This window comes from Tsukamurella strandjordii (assembly GCF_039525985.1).
GTDB classification, from domain to species: Bacteria; Actinomycetota; Actinomycetes; order Mycobacteriales; family Mycobacteriaceae; genus Tsukamurella; species Tsukamurella strandjordii.
The window spans coordinates 78,857-93,891 of the sequence record NZ_BAAAII010000013.1; the positions used below are offsets into that span (position 1 = coordinate 78,857).

At 71.0% G+C, this 15,035-nt stretch carries 14 protein-coding genes; all 14 read right to left on the reverse strand.

All coding sequences use genetic code 11. The features are described 5' to 3' along the window. Positions 1-24: 24 nt before the first annotated feature. The 14 genes from nuoN to ABD108_RS20560 are packed head-to-tail and all read right to left on the reverse strand — an operon-like array spanning position 25 to position 14,948. The gene (gene nuoN / locus ABD108_RS20495; protein WP_343931259.1) at positions 25-1,467 is read right to left on the reverse strand and encodes an NADH-quinone oxidoreductase subunit NuoN; all 1,443 of its coding nucleotides are present in this window, start codon (positions 1,465-1,467) and stop codon (positions 25-27) included. After that, positions 1,464-2,939 carry an NADH-quinone oxidoreductase subunit M gene (locus tag ABD108_RS20500; RefSeq protein ID WP_343931260.1) on the reverse strand — a complete coding sequence of 492 codons (1,476 nt, stop codon included), beginning with the start codon at positions 2,937-2,939 and terminating at the stop codon, positions 1,464-1,466. Before ABD108_RS20500 ends, nuoN begins: the two co-directional genes overlap by 4 nt. Then, positions 2,936-4,813 (reverse strand): NADH-quinone oxidoreductase subunit L, encoded by a 1,878-nt coding sequence (gene nuoL, locus ABD108_RS20505; protein WP_343931261.1) that lies wholly within the window; start codon positions 4,811-4,813, stop codon positions 2,936-2,938. Before nuoL ends, ABD108_RS20500 begins: the two co-directional genes overlap by 4 nt. A gap of 3 nt (positions 4,814-4,816) precedes the next feature. Further along, positions 4,817-5,116 carry an NADH-quinone oxidoreductase subunit NuoK gene (gene nuoK, locus ABD108_RS20510; RefSeq protein ID WP_220658150.1) on the reverse strand — a complete coding sequence of 100 codons (300 nt, stop codon included), beginning with the start codon at positions 5,114-5,116 and terminating at the stop codon, positions 4,817-4,819. Further along, positions 5,113-5,886, reverse strand: coding sequence for an NADH-quinone oxidoreductase subunit J (locus ABD108_RS20515; RefSeq protein WP_305112845.1), 774 nt, complete (start codon positions 5,884-5,886; stop codon positions 5,113-5,115). Before ABD108_RS20515 ends, nuoK begins: the two co-directional genes overlap by 4 nt. After that, positions 5,883-6,386, reverse strand: a complete 504-nt coding sequence (gene nuoI / locus ABD108_RS20520; RefSeq protein WP_343931262.1) for an NADH-quinone oxidoreductase subunit NuoI — start codon at positions 6,384-6,386, stop codon at positions 5,883-5,885. The genes ABD108_RS20515 and nuoI overlap by 4 nt, the downstream gene beginning before the upstream one ends. Further along, complete coding sequence (nuoH, locus tag ABD108_RS20525) at positions 6,379-7,686, reverse strand: NADH-quinone oxidoreductase subunit NuoH (protein ID WP_220658153.1); 1,308 nt, start codon at positions 7,684-7,686, stop codon at positions 6,379-6,381. Before nuoH ends, nuoI begins: the two co-directional genes overlap by 8 nt. Continuing rightward, complete coding sequence (locus ABD108_RS20530; protein ID WP_343931285.1) at positions 7,683-9,992, reverse strand: NADH-quinone oxidoreductase subunit G; 2,310 nt, start codon at positions 9,990-9,992, stop codon at positions 7,683-7,685. The genes nuoH and ABD108_RS20530 overlap by 4 nt, the downstream gene beginning before the upstream one ends. 2 nt (positions 9,993-9,994) lie before the next feature. After that, positions 9,995-11,332 (reverse strand): NADH-quinone oxidoreductase subunit NuoF, encoded by a 1,338-nt coding sequence (gene nuoF / locus ABD108_RS20535; protein WP_343931263.1) that lies wholly within the window; start codon positions 11,330-11,332, stop codon positions 9,995-9,997. Continuing rightward, positions 11,329-12,051 carry an NADH-quinone oxidoreductase subunit NuoE gene (gene nuoE, locus ABD108_RS20540; protein WP_343931264.1) on the reverse strand — a complete coding sequence of 241 codons (723 nt, stop codon included), beginning with the start codon at positions 12,049-12,051 and terminating at the stop codon, positions 11,329-11,331. Before nuoE ends, nuoF begins: the two co-directional genes overlap by 4 nt. Further along, positions 12,048-13,307, reverse strand: coding sequence for an NADH-quinone oxidoreductase subunit D (locus ABD108_RS20545; RefSeq protein ID WP_343931286.1), 1,260 nt, complete (start codon positions 13,305-13,307; stop codon positions 12,048-12,050). The genes nuoE and ABD108_RS20545 overlap by 4 nt, the downstream gene beginning before the upstream one ends. Before the next feature lie 17 nt (positions 13,308-13,324). After that, positions 13,325-14,047, reverse strand: a complete 723-nt coding sequence (locus tag ABD108_RS20550; protein WP_343931265.1) for an NADH-quinone oxidoreductase subunit C — start codon at positions 14,045-14,047, stop codon at positions 13,325-13,327. Continuing rightward, positions 14,044-14,598, reverse strand: coding sequence for a NuoB/complex I 20 kDa subunit family protein (locus tag ABD108_RS20555; protein ID WP_220658156.1), 555 nt, complete (start codon positions 14,596-14,598; stop codon positions 14,044-14,046). Before ABD108_RS20555 ends, ABD108_RS20550 begins: the two co-directional genes overlap by 4 nt. Continuing rightward, positions 14,589-14,948 carry an NADH-quinone oxidoreductase subunit A gene (locus ABD108_RS20560; RefSeq protein ID WP_220658157.1) on the reverse strand — a complete coding sequence of 120 codons (360 nt, stop codon included), beginning with the start codon at positions 14,946-14,948 and terminating at the stop codon, positions 14,589-14,591. The genes ABD108_RS20555 and ABD108_RS20560 overlap by 10 nt, the downstream gene beginning before the upstream one ends. Between the last annotated feature and the right edge of the window lie 87 nt (positions 14,949-15,035).

A 15,035-nucleotide genomic window follows, 5' to 3' on the forward strand; every position in this document is an offset into this window, starting at 1 on the left:
TTGTAGTGCCGTGCGTACACCGTCTCACCGCCCCAACAGCGACAGATCGCCGAACAGGTCCAACAGCGGCTGCGGGTACACGCCCAGCATCACCACCGAGACGGCGCCCACGCCGATCGCGAACCAGGTGAGAGTGTCGGCGGCGGGCACCTCGGGCGTGTACTCGTGGTCGGGGGCGAAGTACATCGTCACGATCACCCGAAGGTAGAACACGGCCGCCACCGCGCTCGCGAGCACGCCGACCACCACGAGCCACACCCCGCCACGCTCCGCCGCTGCCGCGAAGACCGCGAACTTGCCGACGAATCCGCTGGTCAACGGGATACCGGCGAAGGCCAGTAGGAACAGTGCCATGGCACCGGCGAGTGCGGGCCGGCGCCGCCCGAGACCCGCCCACCGGTCCAACTCGCTCACCTCGACAGTCCGGCCGTCGGGCTGGACCTCGCGCACCGCGCCCGCCACCGCGAACGCGCCGACGGTGCTCAGCGCGTAGACCGCCAGGTAGAAGCACACCGCCCCCATCCCGCGGACCGTCCCCGCGTACACGCCCACCAACAGGAAGCCCGTGTGCGCGATCGCCGAGTACGCCAGCATCCGCTTCACGTCCGACTGGGTCACCGCCGCGATCGAGCCGACCGCGAGGGTCGCGACGGCCACCACGGCGGCCACCGGCCGCCAGGGGACGTCGTCGAAGGCCACCATGGTGATCCGCACCAGCACGCCGAACGCGGCGATCTTGGTGGCCGACGCCATGAACGCCGTCACGGGCGTGGGCGCGCCCTGATAGACATCGGGCACCCACGAATGGAACGGGACGGCACCCACCTTGAACAGCAGGCCCACGCCGATCAGGGCGGCGCCGGCCGCACCGAGCACCTCGTCCTGCGGCGCCGCGGCGATGTCCGTGGAACCGGTGGCGGCGAACCGCAGCGCCACACCGAACAACAGGATCGCGGAGCTGAACGCGCCCAACAGGAAGTACTTCAGCGCCGCCTCCAGCGGCAGCAGATCGCGACGCCGCGCCAGTGCGCACATCAGGTACAGCGGCAGCGAGAACACCTCGAGCGCCACGAACAGCGTGAGCCAGTCCTCCGCCGAGACGAAGGCCAGCATGCCGCCGAGCGCGAACATCGCCAGCGGCACCCCCTCGGTGTGCGTGAGCGGATTGCCCCGCGCCACCATCAGCGCCAGCGCGGGCAGTGCCGCGATCAGCAACAGGCCCTGCAAGGCCAGCGACAGCCCGTCCGCCGCCACCGATCCGAGGATCACCGCGCGCGGCGGCGCATCGTCGTTCGCGAGGGCGACCACCGCGACGAAGGCCGCGACCACCGCGGTGCCGCTCAGCAGCCCGTGCACCACGGTGCGCGACGCGGCGGGGGCGAAGGCCTCCACCAGCACGCCGATGATCGCGGCGCCGAAGACGATCAGCGCCGGGGCGATCTGCGCGTACTCGATCGACGGGTTCATCGCACGACCTCACTGGTCGCGGCCACGGACGGATTGATCGCATCCAGTACCGGCCCGGGGAACAGGCCGAGGGCGAACAGGGCGACGATGAGCGGGACCAGGACGGCGAGCTCGCCCGGGCGGGCGTCGTCGACGGTGCGCGCCACCGACACCGGTGTGGGGCCGGTGAAGATCCGCTGGTAGGTCCACAGGACGTACATCGCCGACAGGACGAGCGCGGTCACCGCGACCACCGCGGCCACCGCCCACCGCGGATAGGTGCCGACGACCACCAGTAGTTCGGAGACGAAGGGCCCCAACCCCGGAAGCGACAGCGTCGCGAGCCCGGCGATCAGGAAGATCGCCCCCAGCTTCGGGGCCTTCGCCCAGGCGCCGCCGAAGTCGGCGATACGGCGACTTCCGCGGCGCGCCACCAGGACTCCGGCCACCAGGAAGAGCGCGGCCGTGGCGACCCCGTGGTTCACCATGTACAGCACCGAACCGGCCTGCGAATCGCCGGTGCGGGCGAAGATCCCGAGGATGATGAAGCCGAAATGGGAGATCGAGGTGTACGCGATCAGCGCCATCACATCGCTCTGCCCGATGGCCAGCACCGCGCCGTAGACGATGCCGATCACCGCCAGTGCGGCGATCCACGGGGCGAACTTCGCGGAGGCGTCGGGGAACAACGTGAGGCAGTAGCGCAGCATCCCGAAGGTGCCCACCTTGTCGACCACCGCCATCATCAGCACCGCGGTCGGCGGCGTCGTCTGCACGGCGGCACCGGGAAGCCAGGTGTGCAGGGGCCACAGCGGCGCCTTCACCGCGAAGGCGAACAGGAAGCCGAGGAACATGAGGTTCTGCGCCGCACCGGGTTCGATGCTTCCGGCCGCCGCGCGCAGGTCGAAGGTGCCGGTGGTGGCGTACAGGCCGACCACCGCGGCCAGCATGATCAGGCCGCCCGCCAGGTTGTAGAGCAGGAACTTCACCGCGGCCCGCGATCGCCGTCCGGGCTCGCTGCCGGTGCCGCCGTATCCGCCGATCAGGAAGTACAGCGGGATCAGCATGGCCTCGAACACCAGGTAGAACAGCAGCACGTCGGTAGCGACGAAGCTCAGCAGCACGCCCGCCTCCACCGCGAGCGTCAGCGCGACGTAGGCGCCCGCCCGGCGTCCGCTGCCCTCGGGTGCGGTCTCGCGCCGTCCGGCGAGCAGCAGGATCGGGACCAGCGCGGCGGTCAGCAGCACCAGTACGAGGCCGGTCCCATCGAGCGCGAGCCGGTACCCCGCACCGAACGACGGTATCCAGCGGTGCGATTCGGCGAACTGGAAGCCGCCCCCGGTGTCGAAGGCGGCGGCCAGGCCCACCGCGACGCCGAGCGCGACGAGCGCGGCCGCGTACCCGATCCAGCGCGCGGCCCGGGGGACCGCCGCGGCCGCCACGGCGCCCACCGCGGGCACCGCCCACAGCAGGGTCAGCCAGGGCGCGCTCATGAGATCCACACCGCCACCGCGCCGATGAGTACCGCCGCCCCCGCCAGCATCGTGAGCGCGTAGCTGCGCGCGTACCCGGTCTGCCAGCGCCGCAACACACCCGACGCCCCGCGCACGCCCTCGGGAACCAGGCCCACCGCACCGTCGAGCGCCCTGTTCTCCACCGCCACCAGCGCGGCCGTCGCGGCCTGCCCGGGCCGCATGAAGACGGCCTCGTTGAGCGCATCGCCGTAGAGGTCCTGCCGCGCGGCGCGGGTGAGCGGGGAGACGTCCGACGGTGCCTGCTCGGGCACCGTCCGCGTCACGCGGACCGCCACCGCGACACCGATCGCGACGGCGCCCAGTACCAGCGCCGTGACCGCCCAGGCGGGGAGCAGGTGGTGCGCAGGCGGCGCGGTCCCCACCGCCGGCGCGAGGAAATCGGTGATCCGGCCGCCCACCATCAGCGCGGCGCCGGCGCCCACGCTGCCGACGGCGAGCACGATCATCGGCGCCGTCATCACGTGCGGCGATTCGTGCGGGTGCGCGTCCTCGCGCCACCGGCGCTCACCGAAGAAGGTGAGCACCATGACGCGGGTCATGTAGAAGCCGGTGATCCCGGCGCCGAGGATCGCGGTGCCGCCCAGCACGATCCCCCAGAAGCCGCCCCGGCCCAGCGCGGCCTCGATGATGCCGTCCTTGGTGTAGAAACCCGAGAGCGGCGGAATCCCGATGATCGCCAGATAGCCCAGGCCGAAGGTGACGGCGGTGATCGGCATGACGGAGCGCAGCCCGCCGTAGCGGCGCATATCGGTCTCGTCGTTCATCCCGTGCATCACCGACCCGGCGCCCAGGAACAGCCCGGCCTTGAAGCAGCCGTGGGCGAGCAGGTGCGCGATCGCGAGCGCGTACCCGGCGGGGCCGAGGCCGGCGGCCAGCACCATGTACCCGATCTGGCTCATCGTCGACGCCGCCAGGGCCTTCTTGATGTCGTCCTTGGCGCAGCCGATCACGGCGCCGAAGAGCAGGGTCACGGTGCCCACGGCGAGCACGGCGCCCTGCGCGATCGGCGCCGCCTCGAAGACCGGGCCGGTGCGCACGATGAGGTACACGCCGGCGGTCACCATGGTGGCGGCGTGGATCAGCGCGGACACCGGGGTGGGGCCCTCCATCGCATCACCCAGCCAGCTCTGCAACGGGACCTGCGCCGATTTCGCGCACGCCGCCAGGAGCAGCAGGAGCCCGAGCCAGGTGATAGTGCTCGACTCCGCCTCACCGGCGCGGGGGAGGAACCCGCCGAAGGAGGTGGTGCCGAAGGCCGCGAGCGTCACCGCGACCGCCAGGGCCAGCCCCATGTCGCCGACGCGGTTGACCACGAAGGCCTTCCGCGCCGCCGAGGCCGCGGAGGGCTTCTGCTGCCAGAAGCCGATCAGCAGGTATGAGGCCAGCCCCACGCCCTCCCATCCCAGGTAGAGGACCACGAGATCGTCAGCTAGCACCAGCACCAGCATGGCGCCGAGGAACAGGTTCAGATAGCCGAAGAAGCGCCGCCGCCCCGGGTCGTCGGCCATGTACCCGATGGAGTACACGTGGATCAGCGTGCCCACGCCGGTGATCAGCAGGGCGAAGCACACCGACAACTGATCGAGCCGGAAGGCCAGGTCAACGGAGAGGGAGCCGCCCGAGAACCAATGGTAGACAACGGTACCCACGGAGCGATCGGCCGCATCGCGGGACACCAGATCGGCGAACAGCACCGCCGACACCACGAACGAGGCCGCCGCGACCGCCGTGCCCAGCAGGTGTCCCCAGGCATCGGTCCGGCGCCCGCCGAGCAGTAGCAGCGCCGCTCCGGCGAGGGGGATCAGCGGCAGTGCCGCTATCAAAGCCGTCACGGGTCACCGCCTCAGCAGGTGCGGCTCGTCGACGGACACCGACCTCCGGGCGCGGAAGATCGCGATGATGATGGCCAGGCCAACCACCACCTCCGCCGCGGCGACGACCATCGTGAAGAAGGCGAGCACCTGGCCCTGCGGGACGGCGTGCAGGCGCCCGGCGGTCACCAGCGCGAGATTGGCGGCGTTGAGCATCAGCTCGACGCACATGAACACCACGATGGCGTTGCGGCGCAGCAGGACCCCGGCGGAGCCGATCGCGAAGAGCAACGCCGCGAGATACAGGTACAGGTGCGGGTTCACGACGTCACCTCCGTGCGGGAGGCGGGATCGTCGTCGAGGGTGCGCGGCCGGCCGGCGAGCTCGCGTCGCTGCCCCGGCGCGCGCGGGGTGAGCGTGCGGTTCACCGAATCCGCCGCGGGCGTGCCGTCGGGCAGCAGGGCCGGGAGGTCGACGGCGTTGCCGCGGGCGTACACACCGGGGTTCGGCAGCGGGGTCGCGCGGCGGCCGTCCTGGAATCGGCGGATGGACTGCTCGCGCTGGGACAGTGCGGTGGAGAGCTTGTCGCGGTGGGCGAGGATCATCGCGCCGAGCGTCGCCGTGATGAGCAGCGCCGCCGTCAGCTCGAAGGCCCACACGTACCGCACGAAGACGGTGTCCGCGAGCGCCTCCACCGAGTTCGGGGGGTACTGCGGCGGCACGCCGTTCACGGGCCGCGGGATCGGCAGCGTGGCACGGGCGATGAGGGTCACCAGCAGCAGGCCGAATCCGGTGCCCGCGATCGCGGCGGCAACGCGATGCCCGCGCAGGGTCTCGACCAGCGAATCCGACGAGTCGACGCCCACCAGCATCACCACGAACAGGAACAGCATCATGACGGCGCCGGTGTACACCACCACCTGGACCACGCCGAGGAACATCGCCCCCTGCGCCAGGTACGCCACGGCCAGCAGGATCATGGTGGCCGCCAGGCACAGCGCCGAGTACACGGCCTTCGACGCCAGCACCACGCCGAGGGCGAACAGCACCGCGGGGATCGCGACGATCCAGAAGGCCACCTCTTCTCCGGTCACGAGTCCACCTCGCCGCGGTAGTAGTCGGCCGCGGAGGTGCCCGGGCGCATGGCGTGCGGCGGCGGCTCCTCGCCGGGGTTCAGCGGGGCGAGCAGGTGGTCCTTGTCGTAGATCAGCTCGGCCCGGTCAGCGTCGGCCATCTCGTACTCGTTGGTCATCGTCAGCGCGCGGGTGGGGCACGCCTCCACGCACAGCCCGCAGCCGATGCACCGCAGGTAGTTGATCTGATACACCCGGCCGTACCGCTCGCCGGGGGAGTACCGCTCCTCCTCGGTGTTGTCGGCGCCCTCCACGTAGATGGCATCCGCGGGACAGCTCCACGCGCACAGCTCGCAGCCGATGCACTTCTCCAGCCCGTCCGCGTACCGGTTGAGCTGGTGCCGGCCGTGATAGCGCTCGGCGGTCGGCTCCTTCTGCTCCGGATAGCTCTCGGTGACCGGTTTGCTGAGCATCGTGCGCAGGGTGACACCGAAACCGCCGAGACCGAGGGGATCAGCCATGGGACACCTCCTGGGACTTCGGTGCGGGATGCGCGGACTCGGGCAGGTACTGGCCGGGCAGCGGGGGCACCGGGAAGCCGCCCGCCATCGGGTCGAAGGGCAGCGAATAGGTCTGCGGATCAGGTGGACCGGGCGGTTCCTGCTGCCGCCGGTGGCGCAGCGCCAGCACGCCGATCACGCCGAGCGTGAAGACCACCGAGACCACGGGGGCGAGCACCGTGACGTCGTTGCCCTCCAGCGCCCAGGCCTGGACCCCGCCGGCCACCAGCACCCACACCAGCGCGCTCGGGATCAACAGCTGCCAGCCGAACCGCATGAACTGGTCGTACCGCAGCCGGGGCAGCGTGGTGCGCAGCCAGATGAACCCGAACAGGAACACCCACACCTTCGCCACGAACCACACCACCGGCCACCAGCCGGAATTCGCGCCGTCCCACAGGTTCAGCGGCCACGGGGCGTGCCACCCGCCGAGGAACAGCGTTGTGGCCAACGCCGAGACGGTGGTCATGTTCACGTACTCCGCGAGCATGAACATGGCGAACTTCAGCGAGCTGTACTCGGTGTGGAAGCCGCCCACCAGCTCGCCCTCGGCCTCGGGCAGGTCGAAGGGGGCGCGGTTGGTCTCGCCCACCATGGAGATCACGTACACCGCGAACGAGGGCAGCAGCAGGAAGATGTACCAGGTGCCGTCCTGTGCGGCGACGATGCCGGAGGTGGCCATCGTGCCCGCGTACAGGAAGACCGCCGCGAACGACAGGCCCATCGCCACCTCGTAGCTGATCACCTGTGCGGTGGAACGCAACCCGCCGAGCAGGGGGTAGGTCGATCCCGACGACCAGCCGGCCAGCACGATGCCGTACACCCCGATGCTGGTGACCGCCAGGATGTAGAGCACCGCCACGGGGAGATCGGTGAGCTGCAGGGGAGTGCGGGTGCCGAGGATCGAGACCTCGGGGCCGAAGGGGATCACCGCGAAGGCGAGGAAGGCGGGGATGGTCGCGATGATCGGTGCCAGCAGGTACACCGGCTTGTCGACGCCGTTCGGGGTGATGCCCTCCTTGAGCGCGAGCTTGATGCCGTCCGCCAGCGATTGCAGGATGCCGAACGGCCCCAGTCGGTTCGGTCCGTACCGATGCTGCATCCGCGCCATCACCTTGCGTTCGATGAGGATCGCGGACAGCACGGTGAGGACGAGGAAGGCGAACACCGCCACGGCCTTGAGCAGGATCAGCCACAGCGGGTCCCGGCCGAAGGCCGAGAGGTCCACGGTCTCGTGGGGTCCGATCGCGGGCAGGCTCATGGCGCCGCCTCGATCCGCACCACGGCGCCCCAACCCGCGCCGAGGGTCTCGCACACGGTGCTGCCGGGCGAGTTCCGCGGAAGCCACACCACCCGGTCGGGCATGTCCGTCACGACGAGCGGCAGCGTGATCGCACCGCGGTCCGTGGACACGGTCACGGAATCGGCGGCACCGATCTCCGCCGCCGTACCGGCCGACAACCGCGCCACGGGCGGCCGGGCCGTGGCCGCGAGGTTCGGCTCACCGTCCTGCCCGCGGCCCAGGTCGAGCAGCTGCCGCCAGGTGGCGAGCAGGGCCTCGCCGGGGCCGGGCTCCGGCACCGGAACGGGCGCAACGGGTTCGACGGTGCGCCACGCGTCCGCGTTCCCGAGCGCGGCGAGTGCGGCCGCGGCGCCGTCGGCGTCGGTGAACCCCAGATCGACGCCCAACGCGGCGGCCAGCACCGCGAGCACCCGAGCATCCGGCAGCGCGCCGGGGGCGGGGAGCGCGGCGTCGAACCGGCGATCGCGGCCCTCCCAATCGCGGAAGGTGCCGGAACGCTGCGCCACCGTCGCCACCGGCAGCACCACGTCGGCGCGGGCGGTGACGGCGGACGCGCGTTGCTCCAGGCTCACCACGAAACCGGCCTCCAGGGCGCGGCGCGCGGCCTCGGGACGGGGCAGGTCGGAGACCTCCACGGCGCCGCAGACGAGTACCGATACCTCGCCCGCCTCGGCGGCGGCGAGGATCGCCCCGGTGTCGCGGCCGGGCGTGGCCGGGACCTCGGTGCGCCACAGCTTTTCGAGGTCGGCGCGATGCGCGGGGTCGTCGATGCTGCGGCCGCCGGGAAGCAGATTCGGCAGGGCCCCCGCGGCCACCGCGCCCGGTTCGCCGGCGCGGCGGGGGATCCACGCCAGGCGGGCCCCGGTGGTGGCGGCGAGCGCGACTGCCGCCGAGAACGCGCCCGGTGCCTCCGCGAGCCGCTCGCCGACGAGGATGACGGCACCGTCGGGCAACCGGTCGGCGAGCCCGGCGAGGCCCCGCGCCTCCTCGCCCGGCCGGCAGGGGATCAGCTCGCCGCGGAGCCGATCCAGGCCGCGGGAGGCGTAGGGGGCCACGGACAGCACGCGCGTGCTGCCGGAGCGGACCGCCTTGCGCAGCCGCAGGTGCACGATCGGTGACTCCTCCTCCGGTTCGAGGCCCGCGAGCAGCACCACCGGCGCCGACTCCAGGTCGGCGTAGGTGACCCCGCCCGCGGCGCCGGAACCCAGGAACGCCGCCTCCTCCGCGCTGTGCGCCCGGATCCGGAAGTCGACATCGTTGGTGCGCAGGGCCACCCGCGCGAAGGCCGAGTAGGCGTACAGGTCCTCGACGGTGCCGCGGCCCCCGGCCAGGACCGCCGCGGTCCGCCCGCGCAGTCCCGCGGCCGCGGCGGCGATCGCCTCGGGCCAGGACGCCGGGGCGAGCGCACCGTCGGCCCCGCGGACCAGCGGCGTGGTGATCCGGTCGGGCATCGTGGCGTAGCCGAACGCCCAGCGACCCTTGTCGCAGTTCCACTCCTCGTTGACCTCCGCGTCCTCGCCCGCGAGGCGGCGCAGCACCTCGCCGCGGCGGTGGTCCACCCGCAGCGAACAGCCGCTCGCGCAGTGCTCGCACGCCGAGGGCGTGGACGTGAGATCGAAGGGCCGGGCCCGGAACCGGTAGTCGGTGGAGGTGAGCGCGCCCACCGGGCAGATCTGCACCGTGTTCCCGGAGAAGTAGGAGTCCAGCGGTTCATCGCCCGCCGTGCCTACCTGCTGCAAGGCGCCGCGATCGAGCAACTCGATGAAATCGTCTCCGGCGATCTCGTCGGCGAAGCGGGTGCACCGCGCGCACAGCACGCACCGTTCGCGGTCGAGCAGCACCTCGGCGGAGATCGGAATCGGTTTGGGGTAGGTGCGCTTATCCGCCGCGGGGAAACGCGAGACGGCACGGCCGGCCGACATCGCCTGGTTCTGCAGCGGGCACTCGCCGCCCTTGTCGCACACCGGACAGTCCAGCGGATGGTTGACCAGCAGCAGCTCCATCACGCTGCGCTGCGCACCCGCCGCTGCCGCCGAGGTGGCCTGCGTGCGCACCACCATCCCGTCCGTCACGGTGGTGGTGCACGAGGCGAGCGGCTTGCGCTGGCCCTCCACATCGACCAGGCACTGGCGGCACGCGCCCGCGGGCGCCAGCAGCGGGTGATCGCAGAACCGGGGGATCGCGATGCCCAACTGTTCAGCCGCGCGGATCACCAGAGTGCCGGGCGGGACCTCGATCTCGATGCCGTCGATGCTCGCCTTCACCGTCACAGCGCACCTCCCGAGACCGGTGCCTCGCGCATCGCCGCCGCCGGATCGAAGGGGCACGCGCCCTCGGTCACGTGCCGCTCGTACTCCTCGCGGAAGTACTGCAGCGAACTCAGGATCGGGCTCGCGGCACCGTCGCCCAGGGCGCAGAAGGCCTTGCCCAGCACACCGTCGGCCACATCGGCGAGGGTCTGCAGGTCCTGCTGCTCGCCCTCGCCCCGCTCCAACCGGCGCAGCAGCCGCACCAGCCAGTACGTGCCCTCGCGGCACGGCGTGCACTTGCCGCAGGATTCGTGGGCGTAGAACTCCAGCCAGCGCAGTACCGCTCGCACTACGCACACCGTGTCGTCGAAGATCTGCAGCGCCTTGGTGCCCAGCATCGAACCCGCGCCGGCCACGCCCTCGTAGTCCAGGGGCACGTCCAGGTGTTCCGCGGTGAGCAGCGGGGTCGACGATCCGCCCGGCGTCCAGAACTTCAGCTCGTGACCCGGCCGCACCCCGCCCGCGAGCTCCAGCATCTCGCGCAGCGTGACGCCGAGCGCCGCCTCGTACTGGCCGGGCCGCACCACGTGCCCGGAGATCGAGTACAGCGTGAAACCGGGTGACTTCTCCGTGCCCATGGTGCGGAACCAGTCGGCGCCGTTCGCCAGGATCGCCGGCACACTGGCGATGGACTCGACGTTGTTGACGCACGTGGGCGAGGCGTAGAGGCCCGCGACGGCGGGGAAGGGCGGACGGAGGCGGGGCTGGCCCCGGCGCCCCTCCAGCGAATCGAGCAGCGCGGTCTCCTCACCGCAGATGTACGCGCCCGCACCGCCGTGCACCGTGAGGTCGAGCGAGAAACCGTCGCCCAGCGGCGCTCCGAGATACCCCGCCGCATAGGCCTCCGCGACCGCGGCCCGGAGCCGGCGCTGCACCCCCAGCACCTCGCCACGGACGTAGACGAAGGCGTGCCGCGCGCGGATCGCGTACGACGCGATGATCACGCCCTCCACCAGCGTGTGCGGGGTGGCGAACATCAGCGGCATGTCCTTGCAGGTGCCCGGCTCCGATTCGTCGGCGTTCACCACCAGGTAGTGCGGTTTATCGGCACCGGGCTTCGGGTCCTCGCCCTCGCGCAGCTGCGGAATGAAGCTCCACTTGAGCCCGGTGGGGAAACCCGCGCCGCCGCGGCCCCGCAGACCGGCGTCCTTGACCAGCTCGATCACCGCGTCCGGCGCCATAGCCAGCGCGCGATCCAGACCGCGGTAGCCGCCCGCGGCACGGTACGCGTCCAGGGTCCAGGGCTCGGGATCGCCCCAGTGCGCGGACAGCACGGGGGTCAGGTGCGCGGTCACGACGGTGCCCCCTTCGCGGCCCGCAGGCCCTCCAGGGTGGGTGCGCCGCCGGCGCCTGACGCGGAGACCGCGCCGGGGCGGTCGTCGTCGAATCCGGCCAGCAGGCGGGAGGTCTCGCGGAAGGGAAGCAGCGGCGCGCCGCGGGTGGGCGACGGTGCCGGGCCCGCCCGGAGGGCGTCGACGAGGTCGCGGGCGCTCGCCACGGTCTGATCGTCGAAGAACTCCCAATTGACCATGATCACCGGCGCGTAATCGCAGGCGGCGTTGCATTCGATCCGCTCGACGGTGACCTTGCCGTCGGCGGTGGTCCCTCCGGGTTCGATACCGAGGTGATCGCACAGCGAGGAGAGGATCGCGTCGCCGCCGAGCACGGCGCAGAGCGTGGTGGTGCACACGCCCACCAGGTACTCGCCGGTGGGGCCGCGCCGGTACATGGAGTAGAAGGTGGCCACCGACACCACATCGGCCGCCGTGAGATCCAGGGTGCGGGCGCAGAATTCGATCCCCGCGGGGGTGATGTAGCCGTCCTCCGATTGCACCAGGTGCAGCAGCGGAAGCAGCGCCGACCTGCGCTCGGGGTACCGCGCGATCAGGACGGCCGCGTCGGCGCCGAGCCGGTCGGCGACATCGGCGGGGTACTCGGTGGGGGCGCCGGGCCGGTACAGTTGCACCGATTCGTGCTGCCGTGCACCGAACTCCAGGAAGACGGGCTCGCTCATCGGTCCACACCCCCCATCACGGGATCGATGCTGGCGACGGCCGCGATCACGTCCGAGATCATGCCGCCCTCGCACATCGCGGCGACCGCCTGGAGATTGGTGAACGACGGATCGCGGAAGTGCACGCGGTACGGGCGGGTGCCGCCGTCGCTGACCGCGTGCACCAGCAGCTCGCCGCGCGGCGATTCCACCGAGGCCGCCACCTGGCCGGCCGGGACCGCGAATCCTTCGGTGACCAGCTTGAAGTGGTGGATCAGCGATTCCATCGACTCGCCCATGATCTCCGCGATGTGAGCGCGCGAATTGCCCAGCCCGTCGGGGCCCACGGTGAGATCGGCGGGCCAGCCGATGCGGGCGTCGTCGATCATCACCGGACCGGGTTCGAGGCGGTCCAGGCACTGTTCCACGATCCGCAGTGACTGCGTCATCTCGTGCACCCGGATCAGGTACCGGCCGTAGCAATCGCAGCCGGTATCGGTGATCACGTCGAACTCGTAGTCCTCGTAGCCGCAGTAGGGTTCGCTGCGGCGCAGGTCGTGGGGGAGGCCGGTGGAGCGGAGCACGGGACCGGTGATGCCCAGGGCCACGGCACCGGTGAGATCGAGGTAGCCGACGTCCTTGGTGCGGGCCATCCAGATCGGATTGCCCGTGAGCATCGAGGCCATCGCATCCAGTTGCGGCGGCAGCGTGCGCAGGAGCTCGCGGATCTGCGGCACCGCATCGTTGGGCAGGTCGGCGGCCACACCGCCGGGCCGGATGTACGCGTGATTCATCCGCAGGCCGGTGATCGTCTCGAAGACGTCGAGGATCTGTTCGCGGATCTCGAAACCCTTGAGCATGGGGGAGACCGCGCCCAGTTCCATGCCCCCCGTGGCCAGCGCGACCAGATGGCTGGTGACCCGGTTCAACTCCATCATGAGCACCCGGATCACCGAGGCCCGCTCGGGGATCTCGTCGGTGACGCCCAGCAGCTTCTCCACCGCCAGGCAGTAGGCGGTCTCGTTGAACAGGGGTGCCAGGTAGTCCATCCGGGTCACGAAGGTGGTGCCCTGGGTCCAATTGCGGAATTCCAGGTTCTTCTCGATCCCGGTGTGCAGGAATCCGATCCCGCACCGGGCCTCGGTCACCGTCTCGCCGTCGAGTTCCAGGATCAGGCGCAGCACGCCGTGCGTCGACGGATGCTGCGGGCCCATGTTCACCACGATCCGCTCGTGGCCGGCCGCCTCGGCGGCGATGTCGTCCCAGTCCGAGCCCATGGCGGTGTACGTGGCGGTCACGAGTACGACCTCCGCGATTCGGGCGGCGCCACCTGGGCCCCGAGGAATTCGACGCCGATTCCGCCCAGCGGGTAGTCCTTGCGCTGCGGGTGCCCGTCCCAATCGTCGGGCATCTCGATGCGGGTGAGTGACGGGTGTCCGTCGAAGACGATCCCGAAGAAGTCGTAGGTCTCCCGCTCGTGCCAGTCCACGGTGGGATACACGGCGAACAGCGACGGGACGTGTGGATCGGCATCGGGGCAGCGGGTTTCGAGCCGTAGCCGCCGGCCGTGGGTGATGGACTGCAGATGCGTCACCGCGCGCAGCTCGGCGCCCGGGTCCTCGGGGAAGTGCACGCCCGAGGTGCCCAGGCACATCTCGAATCGCAGCTGCGGATCGTCGCGCAGCAGCCGCGCGACGGCCACGAGGTGCTCGCGCGGCACTTGCAGCGTGACCTCGCCGCGGTGCACCACCACCACCGCGTCCACCGCATCGGCGAAGGGCGGCGCACCCTCGTGCTCGGAGAGCGCCTCGCGCAGCCGGGCCAGCACCCCGTCGTACCCGTCCGGGAGCGGCTCGGCGCCCGGTCCGGGCATCGCGACGGGACGCCTGATGCGGCCGTACCCCGAGGTGTCGCCGGTGCCGCTGGAGCCGAACATGCCCTCTCGGGTGCGCACCACATCCGGTGCCGGACCGGCGGGTTCGACCGCACCGTCGGGTGTTTCGGGAGTGTCGGTCATCGCAACAGTCCCCGGAGTTCGATGGTGGGCGTGGCGGCGAGGGCGGCGGCCTCGGCGGCGCGGCGGGCCTCCTCGCGGTTGCTGCCCATGGGGGTGTGCGCCACCTTCTCGTGCAGCGCGATCAGTGCGTTGAGCAGCATCTCCGGGCGGGGCGGACAGCCGGGGAGGTAGATGTCCACGGGAACCACATGGTCCACTCCCTGCACGATGGCGTAGTTGTTGAACATGCCGCCCGAGCTGGCGCACACCCCCATGGCCAGAACCCATTTCGGCTCGGCCATCTGGTCGTACACCTGTCGCAGTACCGGCGCCATCTTCTGGCTGACCCGTCCGGCGACGATCATGAGGTCGGCCTGCCGGGGCGAGGCGCGGAAGGCCTCCATGCCGAACCGGGCGATGTCGAACCGCGGGCCGGTGGTGGCCATCATCTCGATGGCGCAGCACGCCAGACCGAAGGTGGCCGGCCACAGGGAACCCTTCCGTGCGTACCCCGCCACCGTCTCCAGAGTCGACAGCAGGAAGCCGCCGGGGACCTTGTCCTCTAATCCCATTCGAGACCGCCTCGGCGCCATTCGTAGGCATAGGCGACGGACACGTTCACCAGGAACAGGGCCATAGCGAGGAGCCCGTAGAAGCCGAGCACATCGAAGTGCACGGCCCACGGATAGAGGAAGACGATCTCGATGTCGAAGATGATGAAGAGCATCGCCGTGAGGTAGAACTTCACCGGGAAGCGGCCGCCGCCCGTGGGATGCGGCGACGGATCGATGCCGCACTCGTAGGCCTCGAGCTTGGCCCGGTTGCGGCGCCGGGGCCCCACGTACCGCGCTACTCCGACTGAAAACACGGCGAAGGCCGTCGCGATCGCCCCCAGTACCAGGATCGGCACGTACGGATTCACGGCCCTGCTCCCTCCGCTGTGTGTGCGAAAAGCCGAAGGGGAGAACCGGTTAGGCCACCCTGACTTCGGTTGTGAGCTACATCACAA

Excerpts from the sequence above, each read along its gene's own strand:
- nuoN (WP_343931259.1), bottom strand. The coding sequence starts at position 1,467 with ATGAACCCGTCGATCGAGTACGCGCAGATCGCCCCGGCGCTGATCGTC.
- ABD108_RS20500 (WP_343931260.1), bottom strand. The coding sequence starts at position 2,939 with ATGAGCGCGCCCTGGCTGACCCTGCTGTGGGCGGTGCCCGCGGTGGGC.
- nuoI (WP_343931262.1), bottom strand. The coding sequence starts at position 6,386 with ATGGCTGATCCCCTCGGTCTCGGCGGTTTCGGTGTCACCCTGCGCACG.
- nuoH (WP_220658153.1), bottom strand. The coding sequence starts at position 7,686 with ATGAGCCTGCCCGCGATCGGACCCCACGAGACCGTGGACCTCTCGGCC.
- nuoE (WP_343931264.1), bottom strand. The coding sequence starts at position 12,051 with ATGAGCGAGCCCGTCTTCCTGGAGTTCGGTGCACGGCAGCACGAATCG.
- ABD108_RS20545 (WP_343931286.1), bottom strand. The coding sequence starts at position 13,307 with ATGGGCTCGGACTGGGACGACATCGCCGCCGAGGCGGCCGGCCACGAG.
- ABD108_RS20550 (WP_343931265.1), bottom strand. The coding sequence starts at position 14,047 with ATGACCGACACTCCCGAAACACCCGACGGTGCGGTCGAACCCGCCGGT.
- ABD108_RS20555 (WP_220658156.1), bottom strand. The coding sequence starts at position 14,598 with ATGGGATTAGAGGACAAGGTCCCCGGCGGCTTCCTGCTGTCGACTCTG.